The 22,016-nt window shown below is 64.8% G+C and carries 17 protein-coding genes; 12 read left to right on the top strand and 5 right to left on the bottom strand.

The window, feature by feature from the left end:
• Positions 1-143: 143 nt before the first annotated feature.
• The 6 genes from AC1RR3_RS24305 (at position 144) to AC1RR3_RS24280 (ending at position 6,829) form a co-directional block, all read left to right on the top strand.
• A complete protein-coding gene (locus tag AC1RR3_RS24305) occupies positions 144-2,225 on the top strand; it encodes a M3 family metallopeptidase (RefSeq protein WP_492825618.1) in 2,082 nt (693 codons plus the stop codon).
• A 5-nt stretch (positions 2,226-2,230) separates the two neighbouring features.
• The gene (locus AC1RR3_RS24300) at positions 2,231-2,887 is read left to right on the top strand and encodes a DUF1007 family protein (protein ID WP_492825617.1); all 657 of its coding nucleotides are present in this window, start codon (positions 2,231-2,233) and stop codon (positions 2,885-2,887) included.
• Between the two features lie 23 nt (positions 2,888-2,910).
• Positions 2,911-3,543: a DUF1007 family protein gene (locus AC1RR3_RS24295; RefSeq protein ID WP_492825724.1), complete on the top strand. Its 633-nt coding sequence runs from the start codon at positions 2,911-2,913 to the stop codon at positions 3,541-3,543.
• Positions 3,534-4,643 carry a nickel/cobalt transporter gene (locus tag AC1RR3_RS24290; RefSeq protein WP_492825616.1) on the top strand — a complete coding sequence of 370 codons (1,110 nt, stop codon included), beginning with the start codon at positions 3,534-3,536 and terminating at the stop codon, positions 4,641-4,643. Before AC1RR3_RS24295 ends, AC1RR3_RS24290 begins: the two co-directional genes overlap by 10 nt.
• Before the next feature lie 69 nt (positions 4,644-4,712).
• On the top strand, positions 4,713-6,161 hold the full coding sequence (locus tag AC1RR3_RS24285) for an MFS transporter (RefSeq protein ID WP_492825615.1): 1,449 nt from the start codon (positions 4,713-4,715) through the stop codon (positions 6,159-6,161).
• A 14-nt stretch (positions 6,162-6,175) separates the two neighbouring features.
• Positions 6,176-6,829, top strand: coding sequence for an aspartate/glutamate racemase family protein (locus AC1RR3_RS24280; protein WP_492825614.1), 654 nt, complete (start codon positions 6,176-6,178; stop codon positions 6,827-6,829).
• Between the two features lie 57 nt (positions 6,830-6,886).
• Here AC1RR3_RS24280 and AC1RR3_RS24275 read toward each other — a convergent pair whose 3' ends face one another.
• Positions 6,887-7,285: an MAPEG family protein gene (locus tag AC1RR3_RS24275; RefSeq protein ID WP_492825613.1), complete on the bottom strand. Its 399-nt coding sequence runs from the start codon at positions 7,283-7,285 to the stop codon at positions 6,887-6,889.
• Between the two features lie 82 nt (positions 7,286-7,367).
• On the opposite strand from AC1RR3_RS24275, the gene hemH reads away from it, so the two are divergent.
• From hemH to AC1RR3_RS24255, 4 genes are all read left to right on the top strand, one after another.
• The gene (gene hemH / locus AC1RR3_RS24270) at positions 7,368-8,405 is read left to right on the top strand and encodes a ferrochelatase (protein WP_492825612.1); all 1,038 of its coding nucleotides are present in this window, start codon (positions 7,368-7,370) and stop codon (positions 8,403-8,405) included.
• A gap of 11 nt (positions 8,406-8,416) precedes the next feature.
• The gene (locus tag AC1RR3_RS24265; RefSeq protein WP_492825611.1) at positions 8,417-9,376 is read left to right on the top strand and encodes an ABC transporter substrate-binding protein; all 960 of its coding nucleotides are present in this window, start codon (positions 8,417-8,419) and stop codon (positions 9,374-9,376) included.
• Between the two features lie 234 nt (positions 9,377-9,610).
• Positions 9,611-10,612: an SPFH domain-containing protein gene (locus AC1RR3_RS24260; protein WP_492825610.1), complete on the top strand. Its 1,002-nt coding sequence runs from the start codon at positions 9,611-9,613 to the stop codon at positions 10,610-10,612.
• A gap of 55 nt (positions 10,613-10,667) precedes the next feature.
• Positions 10,668-11,114, top strand: coding sequence for an NfeD family protein (locus AC1RR3_RS24255; protein WP_492825609.1), 447 nt, complete (start codon positions 10,668-10,670; stop codon positions 11,112-11,114).
• A 106-nt stretch (positions 11,115-11,220) separates the two neighbouring features.
• On the opposite strand, the gene AC1RR3_RS24250 is transcribed toward AC1RR3_RS24255, so the two are convergent.
• A complete protein-coding gene (locus tag AC1RR3_RS24250) occupies positions 11,221-11,610 on the bottom strand; it encodes a winged helix-turn-helix transcriptional regulator (protein WP_492825608.1) in 390 nt (129 codons plus the stop codon).
• A 73-nt stretch (positions 11,611-11,683) separates the two neighbouring features.
• On the opposite strand from AC1RR3_RS24250, the gene AC1RR3_RS24245 reads away from it, so the two are divergent.
• On the top strand, positions 11,684-12,268 hold the full coding sequence (locus AC1RR3_RS24245; RefSeq protein ID WP_492825607.1) for a carboxymuconolactone decarboxylase family protein: 585 nt from the start codon (positions 11,684-11,686) through the stop codon (positions 12,266-12,268).
• Positions 12,269-12,385: 117 nt separating this feature from the next.
• On the opposite strand, the gene AC1RR3_RS24240 is transcribed toward AC1RR3_RS24245, so the two are convergent.
• Entirely contained in the window at positions 12,386-13,393 is a 1,008-nt protein-coding gene (locus AC1RR3_RS24240; protein WP_492825606.1) for a KpsF/GutQ family sugar-phosphate isomerase, read from the bottom strand.
• A gap of 195 nt (positions 13,394-13,588) precedes the next feature.
• Between AC1RR3_RS24240 and AC1RR3_RS24235 the strand changes: the two genes are divergently transcribed.
• The gene (locus AC1RR3_RS24235) at positions 13,589-15,343 is read left to right on the top strand and encodes an outer membrane beta-barrel protein (protein ID WP_492825605.1); all 1,755 of its coding nucleotides are present in this window, start codon (positions 13,589-13,591) and stop codon (positions 15,341-15,343) included.
• Positions 15,344-15,484: 141 nt separating this feature from the next.
• Here the strand turns inward: AC1RR3_RS24235 and AC1RR3_RS24230 are convergent, their stop codons facing one another.
• Both AC1RR3_RS24230 and gltB read right to left on the bottom strand, forming a co-directional pair.
• Positions 15,485-16,936: a glutamate synthase subunit beta gene (locus AC1RR3_RS24230; protein ID WP_492825604.1), complete on the bottom strand. Its 1,452-nt coding sequence runs from the start codon at positions 16,934-16,936 to the stop codon at positions 15,485-15,487.
• A gap of 144 nt (positions 16,937-17,080) precedes the next feature.
• Entirely contained in the window at positions 17,081-21,814 is a 4,734-nt protein-coding gene (gene gltB, locus AC1RR3_RS24225) for a glutamate synthase large subunit (protein WP_492825603.1), read from the bottom strand.
• Positions 21,815-22,016 lie beyond the last annotated feature (202 nt).

Below are 22,016 nucleotides of genomic sequence, written 5' to 3'. Positions count from 1 at the left end.
TTCGAGGCAAGACTTCGAGGCAAGGCTTCGAGGGCCGCAATCTCTCCGAAAAGGCGGGCAGGAGCAAGGCCAAATGGCCCAAAAAAGCCCCATCGCGTGCTATAGCTGCCCCCAACAAATCGGCTCAAAAATCGGGATTAGCGATGTCAGAACCCCGCCAAACTACGGACTCCGAGACCAACCCGCTGCTGAAGGCCTGGGTGACGCCGTTCGCGACCCCGCCTTTCGATGAGATCAAGCCGGAGCACTTCCTGCCGGCCTTCGAGCAGGCCTTCGCCGATCACTCCGCCGAGATCGCGGCGATCACCAACGATCCCGCGGCCGCCGACTTCGCCAACACCATCACGGCGCTGGAGCGCTCCGGCAAGCTGCTGGGCAAGGTCGCGGCCGTCTTCTACGACCTCGTCTCGGCGCATTCCAACCCGGCCATCCTGGAGATCGACAAGGAGGTCTCACTTCGGATGGCGCGGCACTGGAATCCGATCATGATGAACGCCGTGCTGTTTGGTCGCATCGCCCAGCTGCACGAGAACCGCGCGGCGCTCGGTCTCAGCTCTGAGCAGCTCCGGCTGCTGGAGCGCACCTACACCCGCTTCCACCGCTCTGGCGCTGGGCTCTCCGAGGAGACCAAGAAGCGGATGGCCGAGATCAACGAAAAACTCGCCCAGCTCGGCACCAGCTTCAGCCATCATCTGCTCGGCGACGAGCAGGAATGGTTCATGGAGCTCGGCGAGGCCGACCGCCAGGGCCTGCCCGAGAGCTTCGTCGCCGCCGCGAAGGCTGCGGCGGAAGAGCGCGGCATGGCAGGCAAGGCCATCGTCACGCTGTCGCGCTCCTCGACCGAGCCGTTCCTGAAGAGCTCGGCGCGGCGCGACCTGCGCGAGAAGGTCTACAAGGCTTTTACGGCGCGCGGCGACAACAGCAATTCGAACGACAACAACGGAACCATCGTCGAGATCCTGAAGCTGCGCGAGGAGAGCGCCAAGCTGTTGGGCTACCCGACCTTCGCCGCTTACCGGCTCGAGGATTCCATGGCCAAGACGCCGGATGCGGTGCGCGGCCTCTTGGAGCGGGTCTGGAAGCCGGCCCGCGCCCGGGCGCTCGCCGACCGCGACGAGATGCAGGCGCTGATCACGACCGAGGGCGGCAATTTCAAGCTCGCGCCCTGGGACTGGCGCTTCTATGCCGAGAAGCTGCGTCTCCAGCGCGCCAATTTCGACGACGCCGCGATCAAGCCGTACCTCACGCTCGATCACATGATCGCCGCCGCCTTCGACTGCGCCACGCGCCTGTTCGGCATTACGTTCGAGGAGCGCAAAGACGTTCCCGCATGGCACCCGGACGTGCGGGCCTGGGAGGTCAAGGGTCCCGACGGCAAGCACAAGGCACTGTTCTACGGCGACTACTATGCCCGCCCATCCAAGCGTTCCGGCGCCTGGATGGGGTCGCTGCGCGACCAGCAGAAGCTCGACGGCGAGATCGCGCCGCTCGTCATCAACGTCTGCAACTTCGCGAAAGGAGCCGGCGGCGAGCCCTCGCTGCTGTCGCCTGACGATGCCCGCACCCTGTTCCACGAGTTCGGCCACGGCCTGCACGGCATGCTCTCCAACGTGACCTATCCGTCGCTGTCGGGCACCTCTGTCTTCACCGATTTCGTAGAGCTGCCCTCCCAGCTCTACGAGCACTGGCAGGAGCGGCCCGAAGTGCTCCAGCAGTTCGCCCGCCATTACCAGACCGGTGAGCCGCTGCCGGACGATCTGCTGCAACGGTTCCTGGCCGCGCGAAAATTCAACCAGGGTTTTGCGACCGTGGAGTTCGTCTCCTCGGCGCTGATCGACCTCGAATTCCACACCCAGCCGGCCTCGGCTGCGCAGGATGTCCGGGCCTTCGAGAGACGCGAGCTGGAGAAGATCGGCATGCCCGAGGAGATCTCGCTGCGTCACCGTCCCACCCAGTTCGGCCACATCTTCTCCGGCGATCATTATGCCGCGGGCTATTACAGCTACATGTGGTCCGAGGTGATGGACGCCGACGCCTTCGGCGCGTTCGAGGAGGCCGGCGACATCTTCGATCCCGCCGTCGCAAAACGCCTGCACGACGACATCTACTCGAGCGGCGGATCGGTCGATCCGGAAGCCGCCTACGAGGCCTTCCGCGGCCGCCCGCCGGAGCCGGACGCACTGCTCCGCCGCCGCGGCCTGCTCGACGCGCCGAAAGCGGCCTGACGGGCATGCGTGCCCTGCTCGGCCTGCTGCTCGCCGCCGCCATGCTGCTCGCATCAGGCGCGGCGAGCGCGCATCCGCATGTCTGGGTCGACGTGACGAGCGAGCTACTCTACGCGGCTGACGGCACCGTCACCGGCGTGCGTCACGCTTGGACGTTCGACGAAGCGTTCTCGGCCAATGCCGTGCAGGGACTGCAGCGGAAGCCCGATGGCACCTACTCCCGCGAGGAGTTGGTCTCGTTGGCGCAGGCTCAGGTCGAGTCTTTCAAAGAGAAGACCTACTTCACCAGCGCAACTGCCAACGTCAAGCAGTCGTTCGCAGAGCCAATCGATTGTTTGTTCGAATACGCCGATGACCATCTCACTCTGCATTTCACGCTGCCGCTGAAAGACCCTGTGAAGGCGAAGTATGTTCGTCTGGCTATTTTTGATCGTTCTTTTTTCATTGATTTTAGATTGGCAAAGGAGCATCCGCTCAAACTCGTTGGTGCCCCTGCTGGTTGTGAGATATGGCTGGGGAATTCATGGCAAGCGCGGTCAGTCGGCAACGACCGGGACCGCGAGCTGGTGCGGGAAGCGAGCGAAGATACCTTCAAGGAGGGCGGTGCGAACGTCGCTGTCGGCCTGTTGTTCCTCGTCCCGATCTCGGTGGAGTGCCCATGATCCTGCCAGTTTGGATACCTCCGATGCGCCGCCTGTTCGGATGGCTGGTCGTCGCCGCCATGATGTTCGCATCAAGCGCAGCGAGCGCGCATCCGCATGTCTGGATTACTGCGACGAGCGAGCTTCTCTATGCCGAGGATGGCTCAATCACCGGCGTTCGCCACGCCTGGACGTTCGACGACATGTTTTCGGCCTATGCGGTGCAGGGGCTCGAGAGCAAGACCAAGGGCGCGTATACGCGCGAGGAGCTGGGTCCGCTGGCGCAGACCAATGTCGAGTCGCTGAAGGAATACGCCTACTTCACCTTCGCGCGAGCCGACGGCAAGAAGGAGCGATTTAACGAGCCGGTCGACTACTTCCTCGACTACAAGGATACGGTGCTGACCCTGCACTTCACGCTGCCGCTGAAGAATCCGGTCAAGCCCAGGCAATTGGTGCTCGAAGTGTTCGATCGTTCCTTCTTCATCGACTTCCAGATGGCCAAGGACAATCCGGTCAAGCTGGTCGGCGCGCCCGCCGGCTGCCAGATGAAGCTCGATCGGCCTAGTGACGGCACCGCGACCGCCCAGAAGCTCAACGAGCAGACCTTCATGAGCGGCGAGAACACCAATTTCGGCATGATGTTCGCCAACAAGATCACGGTGGATTGCCCTTGATCGGTCGTCTTCATTCTTCGCTTGCCCGCGGGCTTCTCGCCTGTGCCGCCGTTATCGTCGTGCTGGGCGTGGCCGATGCCGCGCTGCATGATCTCCTCGCGCAGAACCCGTTCGGCGCACCGAGACCCGCGCAGGCGGCCGAGCCCGAGGCCAGCGGCCTCGTCGGCTGGCTCCTGGCAAAACAGTCGGAGTTCTATCGCCAGATGTCGGCGACCATCCGCGCCGCCAAGTCCGACGGCTCGGCGGTGTGGACGCTGCTCTTCATCTCCTTCGCCTACGGCATCTTCCACGCCGCAGGGCCCGGCCACGGCAAGGCGGTGATCGCCTCCTATCTCGTCGCCAACCGCGAGACCTTCAGGCGCGGCATCGCGCTGTCGTTTGCCTCGGCCCTGATGCAGTCGCTGGTCGCGATCCTGATCGTCGGCATCTCGGCCTGGGTGCTGAACGCCACCGCCAAGACCATGTGCAAGGCGGAAGGCGTGATCGAGATCGCCAGTTACGCCCTGATCGCGCTGTTCGGTCTGCGTCTCGTCTGGGTCAAGGGCCGCACCTTCATCCGCGCGCTCCAGGCGGCGCAGCCGATGCCGGCGATTGCCGGCGTGCCGCATGACCACGATCATCACCATCATCATGATGCGCATGATCACCATCATCACGACCATGGCCACGCCCACGCCCATGCCCACCACGCGCACGGCCACGTTCACGACGAGCATTGCGGCCATTCCCACGGCCCCACGCCCAGCGAGCTCGCCGGCGCCGGCGGCTGGCGGCGCGGGTTTGCGGCGATCCTGACCGTCGGCATCCGTCCCTGCTCGGGCGCCATCCTGGTGCTGGTGTTCGCGCTGGCCCAGGGCCTGTTCTGGGCCGGCATCGCCGCGACTTTCCTGATGGGCCTCGGCACCGCGATCACGGTCGCAGCCATCGCCGTCGTTGCCGTCTCCGCCAAGGACGTCGCCGGCCGCCTGAGCGCAGGCCGCGATGGCGGCGGCGCCCTCTTCATGCGCGGCATCGAATTCGGCGCCGCCGCCCTCGTGCTGCTGTTCGGCGCCGGCCTGTTGTTCGGCTACATCGCCGCCGAACGGACGACGTGTTTTTAGGCCGCGGCTATTGCATGCAGAAATGGCATATTAATTGCCTTTTTTAGTTGCCCAGATATGGAGGCAACTATGGCCTTTGGCGGCTCATCTCCAGCTCCTTCCAACAATCCAGCGATCACGCAGTTGGAGGGTGCGCTCGCAAAGATCGGCGTCACGACCGCACATAAGCAGATCATCGCCTTAATCCTTTTCGGCTGCCTGTTCGATAGCTTCGAGCAAAACACCATCGGTATCGTCGGCCCGGCGCTCCGGCAGCAATGGGGCCTGACCTCGGCCGATATCGGACTGCTCAACACCGTGACGTTCGCGACAGCGGCGCTTGGCCGCCTGTTGTCCGGCATCATCAGCGATCGCTACGGCCGCCGGGTGATGCTTGGCATCAACCTGCTGCTCTTCACGGTCGGTTCGATCGGTTGCGCGCTCGCGCCGAATTTCGCCGTGCTGTGCCTGTTCCGCGCGATCGTCGGTTTCGGTATCGGCGGCGAGGTCTCCACCGCGGTTACGATGCTGTCCGAATTCTGCTCCCCGAAGTTTCGCGGAACGGCGGCTGGTCTGGTCAATGTCGGGGCCGGCGGTTTCGGAAACTTCCTGGCGCCGGCCTTCGGGCTGCTGATCTTTTCACTTTTCCCGGGTGACAATTCATGGCGCTGGCTGTTCGCCTCGCTCGGCGTTCCCTGCCTGCTGGTCGTGTTCTATCGTCGCTTCGTACCCGAGACGCCGCGCTTTCTCGTGTCGCAAGGCAAGGTGGACGAGGCCAATCGCGTTCTCTCCATTCTCGCATCTGGTTCGCTCAATCCGAAAGGTGTGCCAACCGCCGCCCATCTGGACCCGATGCCGGACGCGCCACAGGACGGGAAGACGGCGAGCTGGGGCATCTTCCAGCCGCCGTATCTGGGCCGGACCGTATCGGTCGCGATCGCGATCCTGATGAGCTACGGCGCCCAGCTTTCCGTATTGACGTTGATGCCGACCATCTTCGTGTCGATGGGATACACCTACCAGGGCAGTCTGCTGTACACGATGGTGATCCAGTTCGGCAGTCTGTGCGGCACGGTTGCCGCATCCGTGTTCGGCTATCACCTGCCGCGCAAACGCGTGCTCACCGTCGGCGCGGTGTGCGCGTGCATCGCTGCGCTGTGCATCATCTATCTCGGCAGGAGCTTGTATCTGGTGCTCGCCTTCGGGGCGCTGTTCCAGTTCTTCGTCCTGCTGCTCAATACCTCGATCTGGATCTACGCACCGGAGCTGTTTCCGACCCGCATGCGTGCATTCGGGGTGGCCTTCATCCTGGCGGCCGGGTCGGCTGCGGGGTCTCTGGTGCCGCCGGTCTCCGGCGCCCTGCTTGATGCGTACGGCGTGTCTGGCGTGTTCGGCCTGGCCGCCGCCATGTACGTGGTGTTTGCGATCTGCATCCAGTTCGGGCCGGAGACCTATGGCAAGTCGATGGAGGACGTGAACCAGCCTGCCGAAACGGCTGGGGTGGCGGCTGCCGCAATGTCCGTCGCAAAATCGGCCTGAATCGATCGACGGGCATGCACCGCATCCTGCTGATCAATCCGAACAGTTCGGTGGCGACAACCACCATGATGGTCGGCATCGCACAAGTTGCTGCGGCAGGCGCGTCTGAAATTGTCGGCACGACGGCGCATCGCGCGCCCCCCATGATTGTCGAGCCCGAAGCATTGGCCGCAGCGGCCAACGAGGTGGTCGAGATAGCCGTGGCGAACGATGGCAAGTACGACGGTTTCATCGTCGCCGCCTTCGGCGATCCGGGCCTCGCGGAAGTCCGGAAGCGATGCCGGACGCCGGCGGTCGGCATCGCCGAATCGGCCCTTCGCGAAGCCGCGGCGGGCGGGCGGCGGTTCGGGATCGCCACCACGACGCCGGCGTTGAAGGCTGCGATCGATCAACGCGTCGCTGCGCTGGGGCTGTCGGCGCAATATTGCGGCCTTCGACTATCGTCAGTGAACCCTGCGGAGCTGGTCAAGGACAAGGACCGCCTGCGCGAAGCGCTGGCCGATGTCGTGCATCACTGCGTCAGCGATGACCGCGCAGAGGCCGTCATTATCGGAGGCGGCCCGCTAGGCGAGGCCGCGCACGAGCTGGAGCCGATGTTCTCCGTCCCGATCATCCCGCCAATTCCCGCAGCGATACGGTCAATTCTTGCAATCCTGGCGCGGGCGTGATGGCGCCGTTGCCTTGAAGTGGAGGGGTGCCCCTTCCTTCCAGGGGAAGGCAGGAGCTCACACCGGCAGAAACTGCTTCAAGGCCGGCATGAAGAAGATGCCGAGATTGATCGCAAAACCGATGCTCCAGAGGATCGAGCGCAGCGTCGGGCGGTTGCCGAGATAGGTCAGCACATAGGCGATCCGGACGATCAGGAACAGCACCGCGAGCTCGTCGATCAGCCGCTGCGGCGAGTCCCGGAATTCGGCCAGCAGCACCGCGAAGGCGAAGAACGGAAAGGTCTCGATGCCGTTCTGGTGCGCGCCCAGCGCGCGCTGGGCGATGGCGTCTTCGTAAAAGGCCGGATCGCGCGGGCGTGAATTGTCGAACCCGCGAAACCTGATCCATTTGACCGAGACGATCGTAGATAGATACAGCAGCAGTGCGCCAAGAACGCACCATTCCGCGAGTGTCATGGTTCCTCCCCCTCCGCGCCGACCCTAGCGAAAGCGGCCCAATCTTGACAAGTTCAGTCCAACGCGCGACCCACGGTCTGCCATGACCAATGTTGTCCCCCTCGAGGCCACGAAGCCAGCCATCCACCCCGGCGCGCAGCGCGTCGGGGTCCTTCTGGTCAATCTCGGTACGCCCGACACGGCGGATGCCAGAGGGGTGCGCGTCTATCTCAAGGAGTTCCTCAGCGACGCTCGCGTGATCGAGGACCAGGGCCTGATCTGGAAAGTGGTGCTGAACGGCATCATCCTGCGCACCCGGCCCCGCGCCAAGGCGCGCGACTATCTGAAGATCTGGAACACCGACAAGAACGAGTCGCCGCTCAAGACGATCACCCGGTCGCAGTCCGAAAAGCTCGCAGCCGCGCTGTCGGACAGCGACCACGTCGTCGTGGGCTGGGCGATGCGCTACGGCAATCCCTCGATCAAGTCGGGCGTCGATGCGCTGATCGCGAAGGGCTGCGAGCGCATCCTCGCAGTTCCCCTCTATCCGCAATATTCCGCCTCGACCTCGGCGACCGTCTGCGACGAGGTGTTCCGCGTCCTCGCCCGCCTGCGTAACCAGCCGACCCTGCGGGTGACGCCGCCTTACTATGAGGACGAAGCCTATATCGAGGCGCTCGCCGTCTCGATCGAGACGCATCTGGCAACGCTGCCGTTCAAGCCCGAGCTGATCGTCGCGTCCTTCCACGGCATGCCGAAATCCTATGTCGACAATGGCGATCCCTATCAGAGCCACTGCATCGCCACGACCGAGGCGCTGCGTCGCCGGCTCGGCATGGACGAGACAAAGCTGCTGCTGACCTTCCAGTCCCGCTTCGGCAATGCCGAGTGGCTCCAGCCATACACCGACAAGACGATGGAGCGTCTCGCCGGGGAAGGCGTGCGCCGCATCGCGGTGGTGACGCCGGGCTTCTCAGCCGATTGCCTGGAGACACTGGAGGAGATCGCGCAGGAGAATGCCGAGATCTTCAAGCACAATGGCGGCGAGCAGTTTTCCGCGATCCCCTGTCTGAACGACAGTGAACCCGGTATGGACGTGATCCGCACCCTGGTGCTGCGCGAGCTTCAGGGCTGGATCTGATGGGGTCTCCCATGAATCGCCGCGAATGCCTGGCGCTTCTTGGGATGATCGCAGCGCTGCCGGCTCCAGTGCTGGCGCAGCAGCCGGCGCGCCGGCTCGGCGTGCTCTCGGTCACCGCCGATGAGGTGATCGGGCAGATTCGCCTGGCCGAGGCGCTCGCCGCCCATGGCTGGAAGGAGCGCGACAATTTGCGGATCGATTGGCGCAGCGGCGCCGGCGACCGGGCACCGATCGCCGGGCTCGCCGATGAGTTGATCGCGCTCAAGCCCGACATCCTGCTCGCGGTCGGCACGCCCTCGGTCGAAGAGCTGCGCCAGCGCACCACTACGATCCCGATCGTGTTCGCCGTGGTGACCGATCCCGTCAGCCAGGGCTTTGTCAAAAACCTCGCGCATCCCGGCGGCAACATCACCGGCTTCACCGATTATGACGGCCCGCTGGCCGGCAAATGGCTGGAGATGCTGACGCAGGTCACGCCAAAAGTGTCTCGCGTTGTCGTCGTCTACAATCCCGCCACCGCGCCGTTCGCGCCCCTGATGCTGCGCACGATCGAGGACGCCGCACGCACGCTTCACGTGACGGTCGAGCCCGCGCCGGTCCATGACGCCGCCTCGATCGCGGCGCTGGCCACGCGCAAGGACGGCGGCCTCCTGGTGTTGCCTGATTTCTTCACCATGGCCAATCGCGCGCAACTGCTCGCGGCGATCAACGAAGCGCGCGTGCCCGCGGTGTTCTGGAGCCGCACCTTCGTCGACGAGGGCGGGCTGATGTCCTACAGCACCGACACCGCCGAGCAGCTTCGGCGCGCCGCCAGCTATATCGATCGCATCCTGAGGGGCACACGCCCAGCCGATCTGCCGGTCCAGAACCCCACCAAGTTCGAGCTTGCGGTCAATCTCAAGGCGGCCAAGGCGCTGGGCGTGACGCTTCCGCCGGGGTTGCTCGCAATCGCGAACGAGGTCATCGAATGAAATCGTCCGTGGTGGACGAAATCGCGTTAACTTCCGGCGCTAGGTCTGCGCCTGCACGCTTTCAAGAGCCTTTCGGAAATACATATCGTGACCGTTCCTTCTCGTCGCGTCTTGTGCAGAATCGCGGCGATACCGACGTGAATCGCGACCGCTGAACCGGTAGGGTTGCGATCCCGACCAATGACAGCGCGGGAAAGGGCTTTTTCCTGGCTTCTTTCCCACCTTGGAGGAAATATGAGCGGTTTCGACATTTTCGCGATTGTTCTGGTTTTGCTCGTCATCGTCACGCTGGTCGCCGGCGTGAAGACGGTGCCGCAGGGCTATGACTGGACCATCGAGCGGTTCGGAAAGTACACCCAGACGCTGAGCCCCGGGCTCAACCTGATCGTGCCTTATTTCGATCGCGTCGGGCGCAAGATCAACATGATGGAGCAGGTGATCGACATTCCCGAGCAGGAGGTCATCACCAAGGACAACGCCACCGTGACGGTGGACGGCGTCGCCTTTTATCAGGTGTTCGACGCGGCGAAAGCAAGCTACGAGGTCTCCAACCTGACGCAGGCCATCACCGTCCTGACCATGACCAACATCCGCTCGGTGATGGGCGCGATGGATCTCGACCAGGTGCTGTCGCATCGCGACGAGATCAACGAGCGCCTCTTGCGCGTGGTCGATGCCGCGGTCTCGCCCTGGGGCCTCAAGGTCAACCGCATCGAGATCAAGGACATCGTGCCGCCGGCCGATCTCGTCGAGGCGATGGGCCGGCAGATGAAGGCCGAACGCGTCAAACGCGCCGACATCCTCGCCGCCGAAGGCCAGCGCCAGTCCGAAATCCTGCGCGCCGAAGGCGCCAAGCAGGGCCAGATCCTCCAGGCCGAAGGCCGCAAGGAAGCTGCGTTCCGCGACGCCGAAGCGCGCGAGCGGTCCGCCGAGGCCGAGGCCAAGGCGACGCAGATGGTCAGCGAAGCGATCTCCAAGGGCGACGTCGCTGCGCTGAACTATTTCATCGCCGACAAGTATATCAAGGCGTTCGGGCAGCTGGCGGAGTCGCCGAACCAGAAGGTCATCATGCTTCCAGTGGAGGCGATGAGCATGCTGGGCTCGCTCGCCGGCATCGGCGAGATCGCGAAAGCGACGTTTGGCGAGAGTGCGGCATCCGCCGCCGCTGCGGCGCGACGTGGCTCGGTGCCGCCGACCGGCAGCACGCCGCCTGCGATGCCGCCGCGGCAGGGCTAATCAAAAGCGCATGCGCTTCCGACAAGCGCATGCGCCAATATAAAGAGGTCGTGTCATGACCGACATGTTCGTATCGCTCGGCACCTGGAACTGGCTGATCTTCGGCTTCATCCTGATGGCGCTGGAGGTGCTGGCGCCGGGCGTGTTCCTGTTCTGGCTCGGGCTCGCCGCGCTGCTCGTCGGGCTGATCTCGTTCGGAGTGGCGATATCCTGGCAGATCCAGCTCGTGATGTTCGCGATCTTTGCCGCCGCCGCCGTGCCGGTGTGGCGCCGGCTCGCGCGACCGAAGGTGGATGCAAGTTCCGCCAGCCCCTTCCTCAACAAGCGCAGCGAGGCGCTTTTGGGCCGCGAGTTCACACTGGAGAAACCAATCATCGACGGCAACGGCACCATGCGCATCGGCGACACGGTCTGGCGCGTCGCCGGCCCCGATACGCCGGCAGGGACGCGGGTGAAGGTGGTGCAGGTGGATGGCGCGAATCTGACGGTGGCGGCGGCGTAGTCTCTTCGCCTCTCCCCGCTTGCGGGGAGAGGCCGGATTGCTCCCGGCGATGCGAAGCATCGTCCGGCGCAATCCGGGTGAGGGGGACTCTCCGCGAGTCCGTCTCTCACCGTCTGCGCGGAGGCTCCCCCTCACCCCGACCCTCTCCCCGCAAGCGGGGAGAGGGGGAAGAGCTCTTCCACCGCTGCGCAAACCGGTGCAGCGGCATGAATGTCTCGCACAGCTCCCGCCCGAGCGCCGTCAGCCTGTAACCTCCACCGTCGCCCAGCTCCACGAACCCTGCCTCGCGCAGCTCGGTCAGCCGCGCTTGCAGCACCGTGGGTGAAGCCTCGTCGCAGGCCGTTCGCAATGCGCGGGAGGTGAGGGACTGATCGCGCAATTCCCAGAGAATCCGCAAGGCCCAGCGCCGGCCGAGCAGATCGAGCAGGGCCATGATCGGCCGGCCGGTGCGCGAGCCGCGCACGGATTTGCTCCCGGATACCGCCTGTCTTGCCATGCCGCTCCCTCTTGCGTCGTGCTACAAATAATGTAGCGTATTGCTACAATAAATGTAGCAATGGAGACGGCCCATGTCCCAGGCCACACCGCGCATCGCCCCGCTCGCGCCGCCTTATCCCCCGGAGATCCAGGCCCAGTTCGACCGCATCATGCGCGGCGCGCCGCCACTGGTGCTGTTCCGGGTGATGGCGGGTCACAGCCGCGCCTGGGACAAGTTTCGCGCCGGCGGGCTGCTCGATCCCGGCCCGCTGTCATTGCGCCAGCGCGAGATCGTCATCGACCGCACCTGCGCGCTGAACAAATGCGAATATGAATGGGGTGTGCATGTCGCGGTCTTTGCCGGAGCGGCAAAGCTCAGCGAGGAAGAGGTGCGCGCCACCGTGCAAGGCGATGCGACGTCGTCCTGTTGGTCGCCTGCCGAGCAGGCGCTGATCGCGGCCGTTGACGCGCTGCACACCCGCGCGACGTTCACCGACGCCGAATTCGCCGCGCTGTCGGCACATTACCACGAGGCGCAGATCCTGGAGATCATGCTGTTGTGCGGCTTCTATCGCACGGTGTCGTATCTGGCGAACGGGCTGAAACTGCCGCTTGAGGAGAAGGCGGCGCGGTTTGTGGACTCCCTCGCCCCGCTTGCGGGGAGAGGGTTGGGGTGAGGGGGAGTCTCCGCGGGGATGGTGAGAGTTGGACTCGTGGAGAGTCCCCCTCACCCGGAATCCGCGCGTGCCGCGCGCATTCCGGCCTCTCCCCGCAAGCGGGGAGAGGCGAAGAAATTACGCCACGCCCGCCCGCAGCAGGTCGTGCAGGTGCACGATGCCCACCACCTTGCCCGCCTCGGTCACCACCAGCGTCGTGATCTTGCGCGTGTTCAGCACCTCGATCATCTCGGTGGCAAGCATCGAGGGCGGCACGGTCTTGGGCTGCTTCGTCATGATGTCGTCGACCGACACGGTCAGCAAATCGGGGCGCATGTGGCGGCGCAGATCGCCGTCGGTGATGATGCCGACCGCCTCGTTCGCCTCGTTGACGATGCAGACGCACCCCAAGCCCTTGGCGGACATCTCCATCACCGCGTCCGACATCTTGGTGCCTTCAGGCTTGAGCGGGATCTCCGCGCCGGTGCGCATGTAGTCGCGGACGAATTTCAGCATCGCGCCGAGCTTGCCGCCGGGGTGGAAATGCGCGAATTCCAGCGCGGTGAAGCCGCGGCCTTCGAGCAGCGCGATCGCGATGGCATCGCCGATCGCGACCTGCATCATCGTCGAGGTGGTCGGCGCCAGATTGTGCGGACAGGCCTCGCGCGCCTTCGGCAGCTCGAGAATGATGTCGGCAGCCTGGCCCAGCGAGGACGCCGCGTTCGAGGTCACCGCGATCATCGGAATCGCAAAGCGTGCCGAATAGTTCACGAGGGTCTTCATCTCCGGCTGCTCGCCGGACCAGGACAGTGCCATGATGACGTCGTCGGTGGTGATCATGCCGAGGTCGCCATGGGCAGCTTCGGCGGTGTGGACGAAGAAGGCCGGCGTACCGGTTGAGGCCAGCGTCGCCGCGATCTTGCGCGCCATGTGGCCTGATTTGCCGAGCCCGGTGACGATGACGCGGCCCTTGGCGTTGCGGATCAGATCGACCGCCCTGGCGAAGGTCGCGCCCAGCGGGCCGCGGAGCGCCGCGGCGAGCGCGTTGATGCCGCCGCTCTCAGTCTCCAGCGTGCGGAGCGCGGATTCGACGCTGTCGGGGGTGGGGCCGGATGATTGGGTCATCAGCGGTTTCGAGCTCGGCATGTTTTCGTCCAAGGGAAGGGTGGGGCGGTGGCCCGTTGGCGCCTGCTTAGCACGCCCCGGCGGACGAGGCGACGAGAGCCCCTGACGCTCTCAACGGGTCATTAACCATAATTGTTTTAACTCCATTAACGATGGTTTTCGCCAGCCGGCGGGGACGATCGCGGAAGCGTTTGATTTCGTTGGAGTTATTTCATCGTGGGGTCGTCTCCAGGCACGAGCCGGAGCAAACGCGGGCATTTCCTGCGCGCTGCTTTGCCGTGTCTTGTCCCGTGCCTTGCGCTGACGGCCCTCGGAAGCGCCCCGGCGGCCGCCCAGAGCCTCACGCCCGACCTGTTCAATCCCAACCGCGGCGGCTTTGCCGCGCCCGACACGCTGCCGACGCGCCGCACGGCGGGCGTGCCGCAGGCGCCCTCGGACGCGCTGCCGGCGCTGCCCGATCCCAATGCCGATCCGCGCAAGAGCCGGGAGGCGCCTGCGACCTCGCGCGTCGGCCAGGTCCCGACCTACGGCCTGCCCGCCGCCAATGGCGCCAGCGGCTCCGGCTACGACTCGCTCAATCGCAAGCGGCAGCAGCCAAAGCTCTATCCCGGCCAGCCCAAGCCGAAGCGCCCGCTCGGCCCCGGCTCGGTGGCGCCGCCGACAACGCCGGTGACAACACTGGGCCCGCCGCGCATCGCGCCGCCGCCATCCGAGACCGCGCACAAGATACCGGTAGCCCCGGCGATGGCCGGCAACGTCCCCGGCCAGCCTTTGCGCCGCCGCCTCAAGACCGATGACGATGCGTTCGGCGCGGTCGGCGACTATGCCGGCAGCTTCCTGATCAAGGGCGGGCTCGAACTCTCCACCGGCTACGACACCAACCCGGCGCGGTTGAGCAAGCCGGTCGGCTCGCCGGTCTATGTCGTCGCGCCCGATCTTCTGGTCCAGTCCGATTGGGAGCGCCACGCGCTGGTCGCCGATCTGCGCGGCTCGTTCTCGGGCTATACCAACAACATGCCGGCGACGATCGACGGCTTTGCTTCGCCGTCGCCGGTCGAGATCAATCGCCCTGACTTCACCGGCCATGTCGACGGCCGCCTCGACGTCGACCGCGATTTCAAGCTGACCTCGCAGCTGCGCCTGCGGCTTGCCACCGACAATCCCGGCAGCCCGAACGTGCAGGCCGGCCTGCAGAAATACCCTGTCTACGCCACCTACGGCACCACCGTTGGCTTCGACCAGACCTTCAATCGCTTCCAGGTCGCCGCCGGCGCCGCCATCGATCGCACCGCCTACACGGATTCGAAGCTCACCGACGGCTCGACCTTCAGCAACAGTGATCGCGACTTCAATCAGTATGGCGGCGTCGGCCGCTTCTCCTACGATCTGAAGCCGGGCCTCAAACCGTTCGTCGAGATCCAGGGCGACACCCGCGTCCACGACCAGGCCGCCGATCGCAATGGCTACTTCCGCGATTCGAACGGCGGCTATGCCAAGGTCGGCTCGTCCTTCGAGTTCTCGCGCATTCTCACCGGCGAAGTCTCGGTCGGCTATTCCGCGCGCAACTATGTCGATCCGCGTCTCAGCCAGCTTGCGGGCTTCCTCACCTCAGGCTCGCTGATCTGGAACGCGAGCGGCCTGACCACGGTGAAATTCGCCACCGATACGCAGATCGCCGAGACCACGGTCCCCGGCTCCTCCGGCGTGCTGGTGCACACCTACGGGGTCGAAGTCGATCACGACTTCCGCCGCTGGCTCACCGCGGTCGGCAAGTTCACCTACGGCACCTACGACTACCAGAACCAGGGTCGCAACGACAAAACCTACTCGCTCGAAGGCAATCTGATCTACAAGCTCAACCGCAACATCTGGATCAAGGGCACGCTGCGCCACGACATCCTGGATTCGAACCAGGCGGGATCGAGTTCGCAGGGGACTGTGGTGATGCTGGGGGTGAGGTTGCAGAATTAACTCCGCCGTCATGCCCCGCGCAGGCGGGGCATCCAGTACGCCGCGGCTCTTCAGTAGATCACAGCTGTCTCGGAATACTGGATCGCCCGCTTTCGCGGGCGATGACACCATTTGAAAATCTTGCAGCGGAGCGAGTCGCGACTAGCGCGGCAGATCCGTCTTCCCCATCAAGAACGTATCGATCGACCGCGCGCACAGCCGGCCCTCGCGGATCGCCCACACCACCAGCGATTGGCCGCGGCGCATGTCGCCGGCGGTGAACACGTTCGGGCGTGAGGTCTGGTAGTCCAAGGTGTTGGCCTTGACGTTGCCGCGCGGGTCGAGCTCGACCGACAGCAGCTTTAGCAGGCCCTCGTGCACCGGGTGCACGAAGCCCATCGCGAGCAGGACGAGTTCGGCGTCGAGGTCGAACTCGGTGCCGGCAATCGGCTTGAACTTGTCGTCGACGCGGACGCAGTGCAGCTTCTTGACCTGGCCGTTCTCGCCCGTGAATTTTTGCGTGAGCACGGCGAATTCGCGGATGGCGCCCTCGGCCTGGCTGGACGAGGTGCGCATCTTGAGCGGCCAGTTCGGCCAGGTCAGGCCCTTGTTCTCGTGCTCGGGCGGAGCCGGCATGATCTCGAGCTGGGTCACGGAGAGCGCGCCCTGGCGCAGCGAGGTGCCGATACAGTCGCTTCCGGTGTCGCCGCCGCCGATGACGACGACATGCTTGCCGGCCGCCAGGATCTCGGTGACGCCGCCGAGCGGCTCCTCGGAGACCCGGCGGTTCTGCTGCGGCAGGAAATCCATGGCGTAGTGGATGCCCTGGAGGTCCCGGCCGGGGATCGGCAGGTCGCGCGGGGCTTCCGCGCCGCCGGTGAGCGCAACAGCGTCGTACTCGTTCAGCAGTTCGCGCGGATCGACATTGCCGTCGGTGCCGACATGGCTGTTGTAGTGGAAGGTGACGCCTTCGCCTTCCATCTGCGTGATGCGGCGGTCGATGACGCCCTTCTCCATCTTGAAGTCGGGGATGCCGTAGCGCAGCAGGCCGCCGGCCTTGGCGTACTTCTCGAACACATGCACGTCGTGGCCAGCGCGCGCGAGCTGCTGCGCGCAGGCCATGCCGGCCGGACCCGCGCCGATCACCGCGACCTTCTTGCCGGTCTTGACGGAGGCGATTTCAGGCTTCAGCCAGCCATTGTCCCAGGCACGGTCGACGATCGCGCATTCGATGGTCTTGATGGTGACGGGGTTGTCGTCGATGTTGAGCGTGCAGGAGGCTTCGCACGGCGCCGGACAGATGCGGCCGGTGAACTCCGGGAAATTGTTGGTCGAGTGCAGGTTGCGCGAGGCCTCTTCCCAATTGCCCTGATAGACGAGGTCGTTGAAATCGGGGATCTGGTTGTTGACCGGGCAGCCGGGCGTGCCGGGCGCGACCGAGCCCGTGCCATGGCAATAGGGAATGCCGCAATTCATGCAGCGCGCGGCCTGGTCGCGCGTTTCCTTCTCGGTCAAGGGAACGACGAACTCGTTGTAATGCTTCACGCGCTCGGCGACCGGGGTGTACTTGCGGTCGTGCCGTTCGATTTCCAGAAAACCCGTGATCTTGCCCATTAAACCCGAAGTCCCTGCCGCTTAAATTCGTTCTGTTTCTTCTCGTCGTCATTGCGAGGAGCGAAGTGACGAAGCAATCCAGTCTGCATCAAGGTAGAAAGTCTGGATTGTTTCGCTTCGCTCGCAATGACGGGGTGTGATGCCTTACGCCCCGATCGCGATTTTCGGCTCGGCGTCCGCGTTGGCGGCCATTTCGCGCAGCGCGCGCCGGTACTCGACCGGCATCACCTTGCGGAATTTGGGCAGCCAGTCCTTCCAGTTGGCGAGGATGTCGGCGGCGCGCTTGGAGCCGGTCGCTTTCGCGTGGCGCGTGATCAGGACGTGGAGGCGCTCGACGTCGGAGTCGAGCAGGTCCTTGAACACGTCGACCCGGCCATGCGCCTCGAGGTCACCGGAGTGATGATAGGTGCCGGCGTTGATCAGCTCTTCCGACAGCACCGGCTCGAGTTCGACCATCGCCATGTTGCACAGCTTGTCGAAGTCGCCGGTCTCGTCCAGCACATAGGCGATGCCGCCGGACATGCCGGCCGCGAAGTTGCGCCCGGTCTTGCCGAGCACGACCACGATGCCGCCGGTCATGTATTCGCAGCAATGATCGCCCGCGCCCTCGACCACGGCGACCGCGCCCGAATTGCGCACGGCAAAGCGTTCGCCGGCGATGCCGCGGAAGTAGCACTCGCCCTGGATGGCGCCGTACATCACGGTGTTGCCGACGATGATGCTCTCTTCCGGCACGATCGCGGAGTTCTTCGGCGGCTTGACGACGATCTTGCCGCCCGAGAGGCCCTTGCCGACATAGTCGTTGCCTTCACCCTCGAGCTCGAAGGTGACGCCGTTCGCAAGCCACGCGCCAAAGGCCTGGCCCGCGGTGCCCTTGAGGCTGACATGGATGGTGTCCTGCGGCAGGCCGGCATGGCCGTAGATCTTGGCGACCGCGCCCGACAGCATCGCACCGGCGGAGCGGTTGGTGCTGTTGATCGTGGCTTCGATCTTCACCGGCGCGCCGCGGTCGAGCGCGGGTTGCGCCTTCTCGATCAGGGTGCGGTCGAGCACCGCCTCCAGATGATGGTTCTGGCGCTCGGAGTGATAGATCTTCTGGCCCTTCTCTTCCTTCTGCTTGACGAAGAGCTTGGAGAAGTCGAGCCCCTTGGCCTTCCAGTGCGCCACCAGACGGGTCTGGTCGAGCAGCTGAACCTGGCCGACCATCTCGTTGAAGCTGCGGAAGCCGAGGCTCGCCATGATCTCGCGGACTTCCTCCGCGACGAAGAAGAAGTAGTTGATCACGTGCTCGGGCTGGCCGGTGAAGCGCTTGCGCAGGACCGGATCCTGGGTCGCGACGCCGACCGGGCAGGTGTTGAGATGGCACTTGCGCATCATGATGCAGCCGGCCGCAATCAAGGGCGCGGTGGCGAAGCCGAACTCGTCGGCGCCGAGCAGCGCGCCAATCACGACGTCACGGCCGGTGCGGAAGCCGCCGTCGACCTGGACCACGATGCGGCTGCGCAGCCGCTCGCGCACCAGCGTCTGGTGGGTTTCGGCAAGGCCGATTTCCCACGGCGAGCCGGCGTGCTTGATCGAGGTCAGCGGCGAAGCGCCGGTGCCGCCCTCGAAGCCCGCGATGGTGACATGGTCGGCGCGCGCCTTGGCGACACCCGCGGCGACCGTGCCGACGCCGATTTCGGAGACGAGCTTGACCGAGACCGCGCCGTCCGGGTTGACGTTCTTGAGGTCGTAGATGAGCTGCGCAAGATCCTCGATCGAGTAGATGTCGTGGTGCGGCGGCGGCGAGATCAGGCCGACGCCCGGGGTCGAGTGACGCACCTTGGCGATGGTCGCGTCGACCTTGTGGCCGGGCAGCTGGCCGCCTTCGCCGGGCTTGGCACCCTGCGCCATCTTGATCTGCATCATGTCGGAGTTGACGAGATACTCCGTGGTGACGCCGAAGCGGCCCGAGGCGACCTGCTTGATCGCCGAGCGCATGCTGTCGCCATTCGGCAGCGGCTTGAAGCGGTCGGCTTCCTCGCCGCCCTCGCCGGTGTTCGACTTGCCGCCGATCCGGTTCATGGCGATCGCCAGCGTGGTGTGCGCCTCGCGCGAGATCGAGCCGAAGCTCATCGCACCGGTGGCGAAACGCTTGACGATGTCCTTGGCCGGCTCGACCTGGTCGAGCGGTATCGGCTTGCGCTTCTCTTCGTCCGCGTTCTTGATCCGGAACAGGCCGCGCAGCGTCAGAAGCCGCTCCGACTGCTCGTTGAGGATCTTTGCGAAGGCGCGATAGCGCTCCAGCGAATTGCCGCGTGCGGCGTGCTGGAGCAGGCCGACGGATTCCGCGGTCCAGGCATGGTCCTCGCCGCGGCTGCGATAGGCATATTCGCCGCCGACGTCGAGCGAGGTCTTGTAGACCAGCGCCTCGCCGAACGCGTCGGCATGGCGGCGCACCGCTTCTTCCGCGATCTCGGCAAGGCCGACGCCTTCGACGCGGGTATGCGTGCCGGCGAAGAATTTGGCAACGAATTCCGCCCTGAGGCCGATAGCGTCGAAGATCTGCGCGCCGCAATAGGACTGGTAGGTCGAGATGCCCATCTTGGACATCACCTTGAGCAGGCCCTTGCCGATCGACTTGATGTAGCGCTTGACGATCTCGTAGTCGTCGAGCGAGCCGGGCAGGCGATCCTTCATCGCGATGATGGTCTCGAACGCGAGGTAGGGATTGATCGCTTCGGCGCCGTAGCCGGCAAGGCAGGCGAAGTGATGCACTTCGCGCGGCTCGCCGGATTCGACGACGAGGCCCACGGAAGTGCGCAGGCCGGTACGGATCAAATGATGATGCACCGAAGCACAAGCCAGCAGCGACGGGATCGGCACGCGGTCCGAGCCGACCATGCGATCGGACAGGATGATGATGTTGACGCCCTCGCGCACCGCGCTTTCAGCGCGCGCGCAGAGCTCGTCGAGCACCTGGTCCATGCCGGCCGCACCGAGGCCGGCGTGGAAGGTCGTGTCCAGCGTGCGCGACCTGAAGTGGGTGTCGGCTACGTCGGAGATCGAGCGGATCTTTTCGAGATCCGCGTCGGTCAGGATCGGCTGGCGCGCTTCGAGGCGCTTGGTGGTGGCAAGGCCCTGCAGGTCGAACAGGTTCGGCCGCGGTCCGATGATCGAGACGAGGCTCATCACCAGCTCCTCGCGGATCGGGTCGATCGGCGGGTTGGTGACCTGCGCAAAGTTCTGCTTGAAGTAGGTGAACAGCGGCTTGGCCTTGTCCGACAGCGCCGAGATCGGCGTGTCGTTGCCCATCGAGCCCGCGGCTTCCTCGCCTGTGGCCGCCATCGGCGTCATCAGGATGGTGATGTCTTCCTGGCTGTAGCCGAATGCCTGCTGGCGATCGAGCAGCGACAGATTGGAGCGCACGCCCGTCGTCGGCACCTTCGGCAGCTCTTCCAGCACGATCTGGGTCCGCTCCAGCCATTCCTTGTAGGGATGGCTCTTGGCTAAACCGGCCTTGATCTCGTCGTCGGGGATCAGACGGCCCTGCTCGAGGTCGACCAGCAGCATCTTGCCGGGCTGAAGCCGCCACTTGGTGATGATCTGGTCCTCGGGGATCGTCAGCACGCCCATTTCGGACGCCATCACGATGCGGTCGTCCTTGGTCACGAGATAGCGCGCCGGCCGCAAACCGTTGCGGTCGAGCGTGGCGCCGATCTGGCGGCCGTCGGTAAACGCGATCGCGGCGGGTCCGTCCCACGGCTCCATCAGCGCGGCATGGTATTCGTAGAAGGCGCGGCGCGTTTCATCCATCAAGGGATTGCCGGCCCACGCCTCCGGAATCATCATCATGACGGCGTGCGGGAGCGAGTAGCCGCCCTGCACCAGGAATTCGAGCGCGTTGTCGAAGCAGGCGGTGTCCGACTGTCCTTCGTAGGAGATCGGCCAGAGCCGGTTGATGTCCTTGCCGTAGAGCTCGGAGCTCACCGAGGCCTGGCGCGCCGCCATCCAGTTGGTGTTGCCGCGCAGCGTATTGATCTCGCCGTTATGCGCGATCATGCGGTAGGGATGCGCCAGCGACCACGCCGGGAAGGTGTTGGTCGAGAAGCGCTGATGCACCAGCGCCAGCGCGCTCTCGAAGTCAGCCTCGTGCAAATCGGGATAGTACTTGCCGAGCTGGTCGGCGAGGAACATGCCCTTGTAGATCACGGTGCGGCAGGACATCGAGCAGGGATAATAGCCCGCGAGTCCGCGGTCGCGGCGCTGGTAGATCGCCTGCGAGATCGACTTGCGCAGGATGTAGAGCCGGCGCTCGAAATCGTCCTCGGTCTTGGCGGTGCCATTGCGGCCGATGAACACCTGCATGCAGGCCGGCTCGGTCGGCTTCACGGTGACGCCGAGCGAGGAATTATCGGTCGGCACGTCGCGCCAGCCGAGCAGGGTCAGGCCCTCTTCCTTGATCTGGTCGGCGATGATGCTCTTGATGACGTTACGCCAGGCCGTGTCGCGCGGCATGAACAGCGCGCCGATGGCGTATTCGCCAGGCTGAGGCAGCGCGAAGCCGATCTCCTTGGCCTTGCGGGCGAAGAAGGCGTGCGGGATCTGCACCAGGATGCCGGCGCCGTCACCGGCGCGCGGGTCGGCGCCGACGGCGCCGCGATGCTCGAGGTTGCAGAGGATGCTGAGCGCGTCCGAGACGATCTCGTGGGACTTCTTGCCCTTGATGTTGGCGATGAAGCCGACGCCGCAGGAATCCTTTTCCAGGCTCGGATCGTACAAGCCTTCGGCCGGCGGGCGTGAATTGTGTTCCTGAATCGGATCGGTCGTTTTCGAGGCGGCCGTCGCCGACAGTTCTTCTGCCACGATGTTTGCGCGCTCGAATTGCGACCCGTTCATGGTTCCTGTCCTCTCCATGCGGCAAGCTGCCTCACCGCTATCTTCGGCGCACCTTGGGCGTTCCGCGGCACCCGCCTCTGGGTCACCGCTCGTCCGTTGCGAGCCGCATTTTCTTAAATTCAGGCCTAGGCGTTCTACGTCCCCGAGAACGGCTTTGCCTGTTGTCTCCTTGGTGCTCGAAAACACCAAGTTGCGCTGCAAT

The organism is Bradyrhizobium sp. GW821-FHT13H05 (assembly GCF_058804065.1).
Note: the sequence above shows the minus strand (reverse complement) of the source record. Positions and strands in the feature narration are given on the sequence as shown.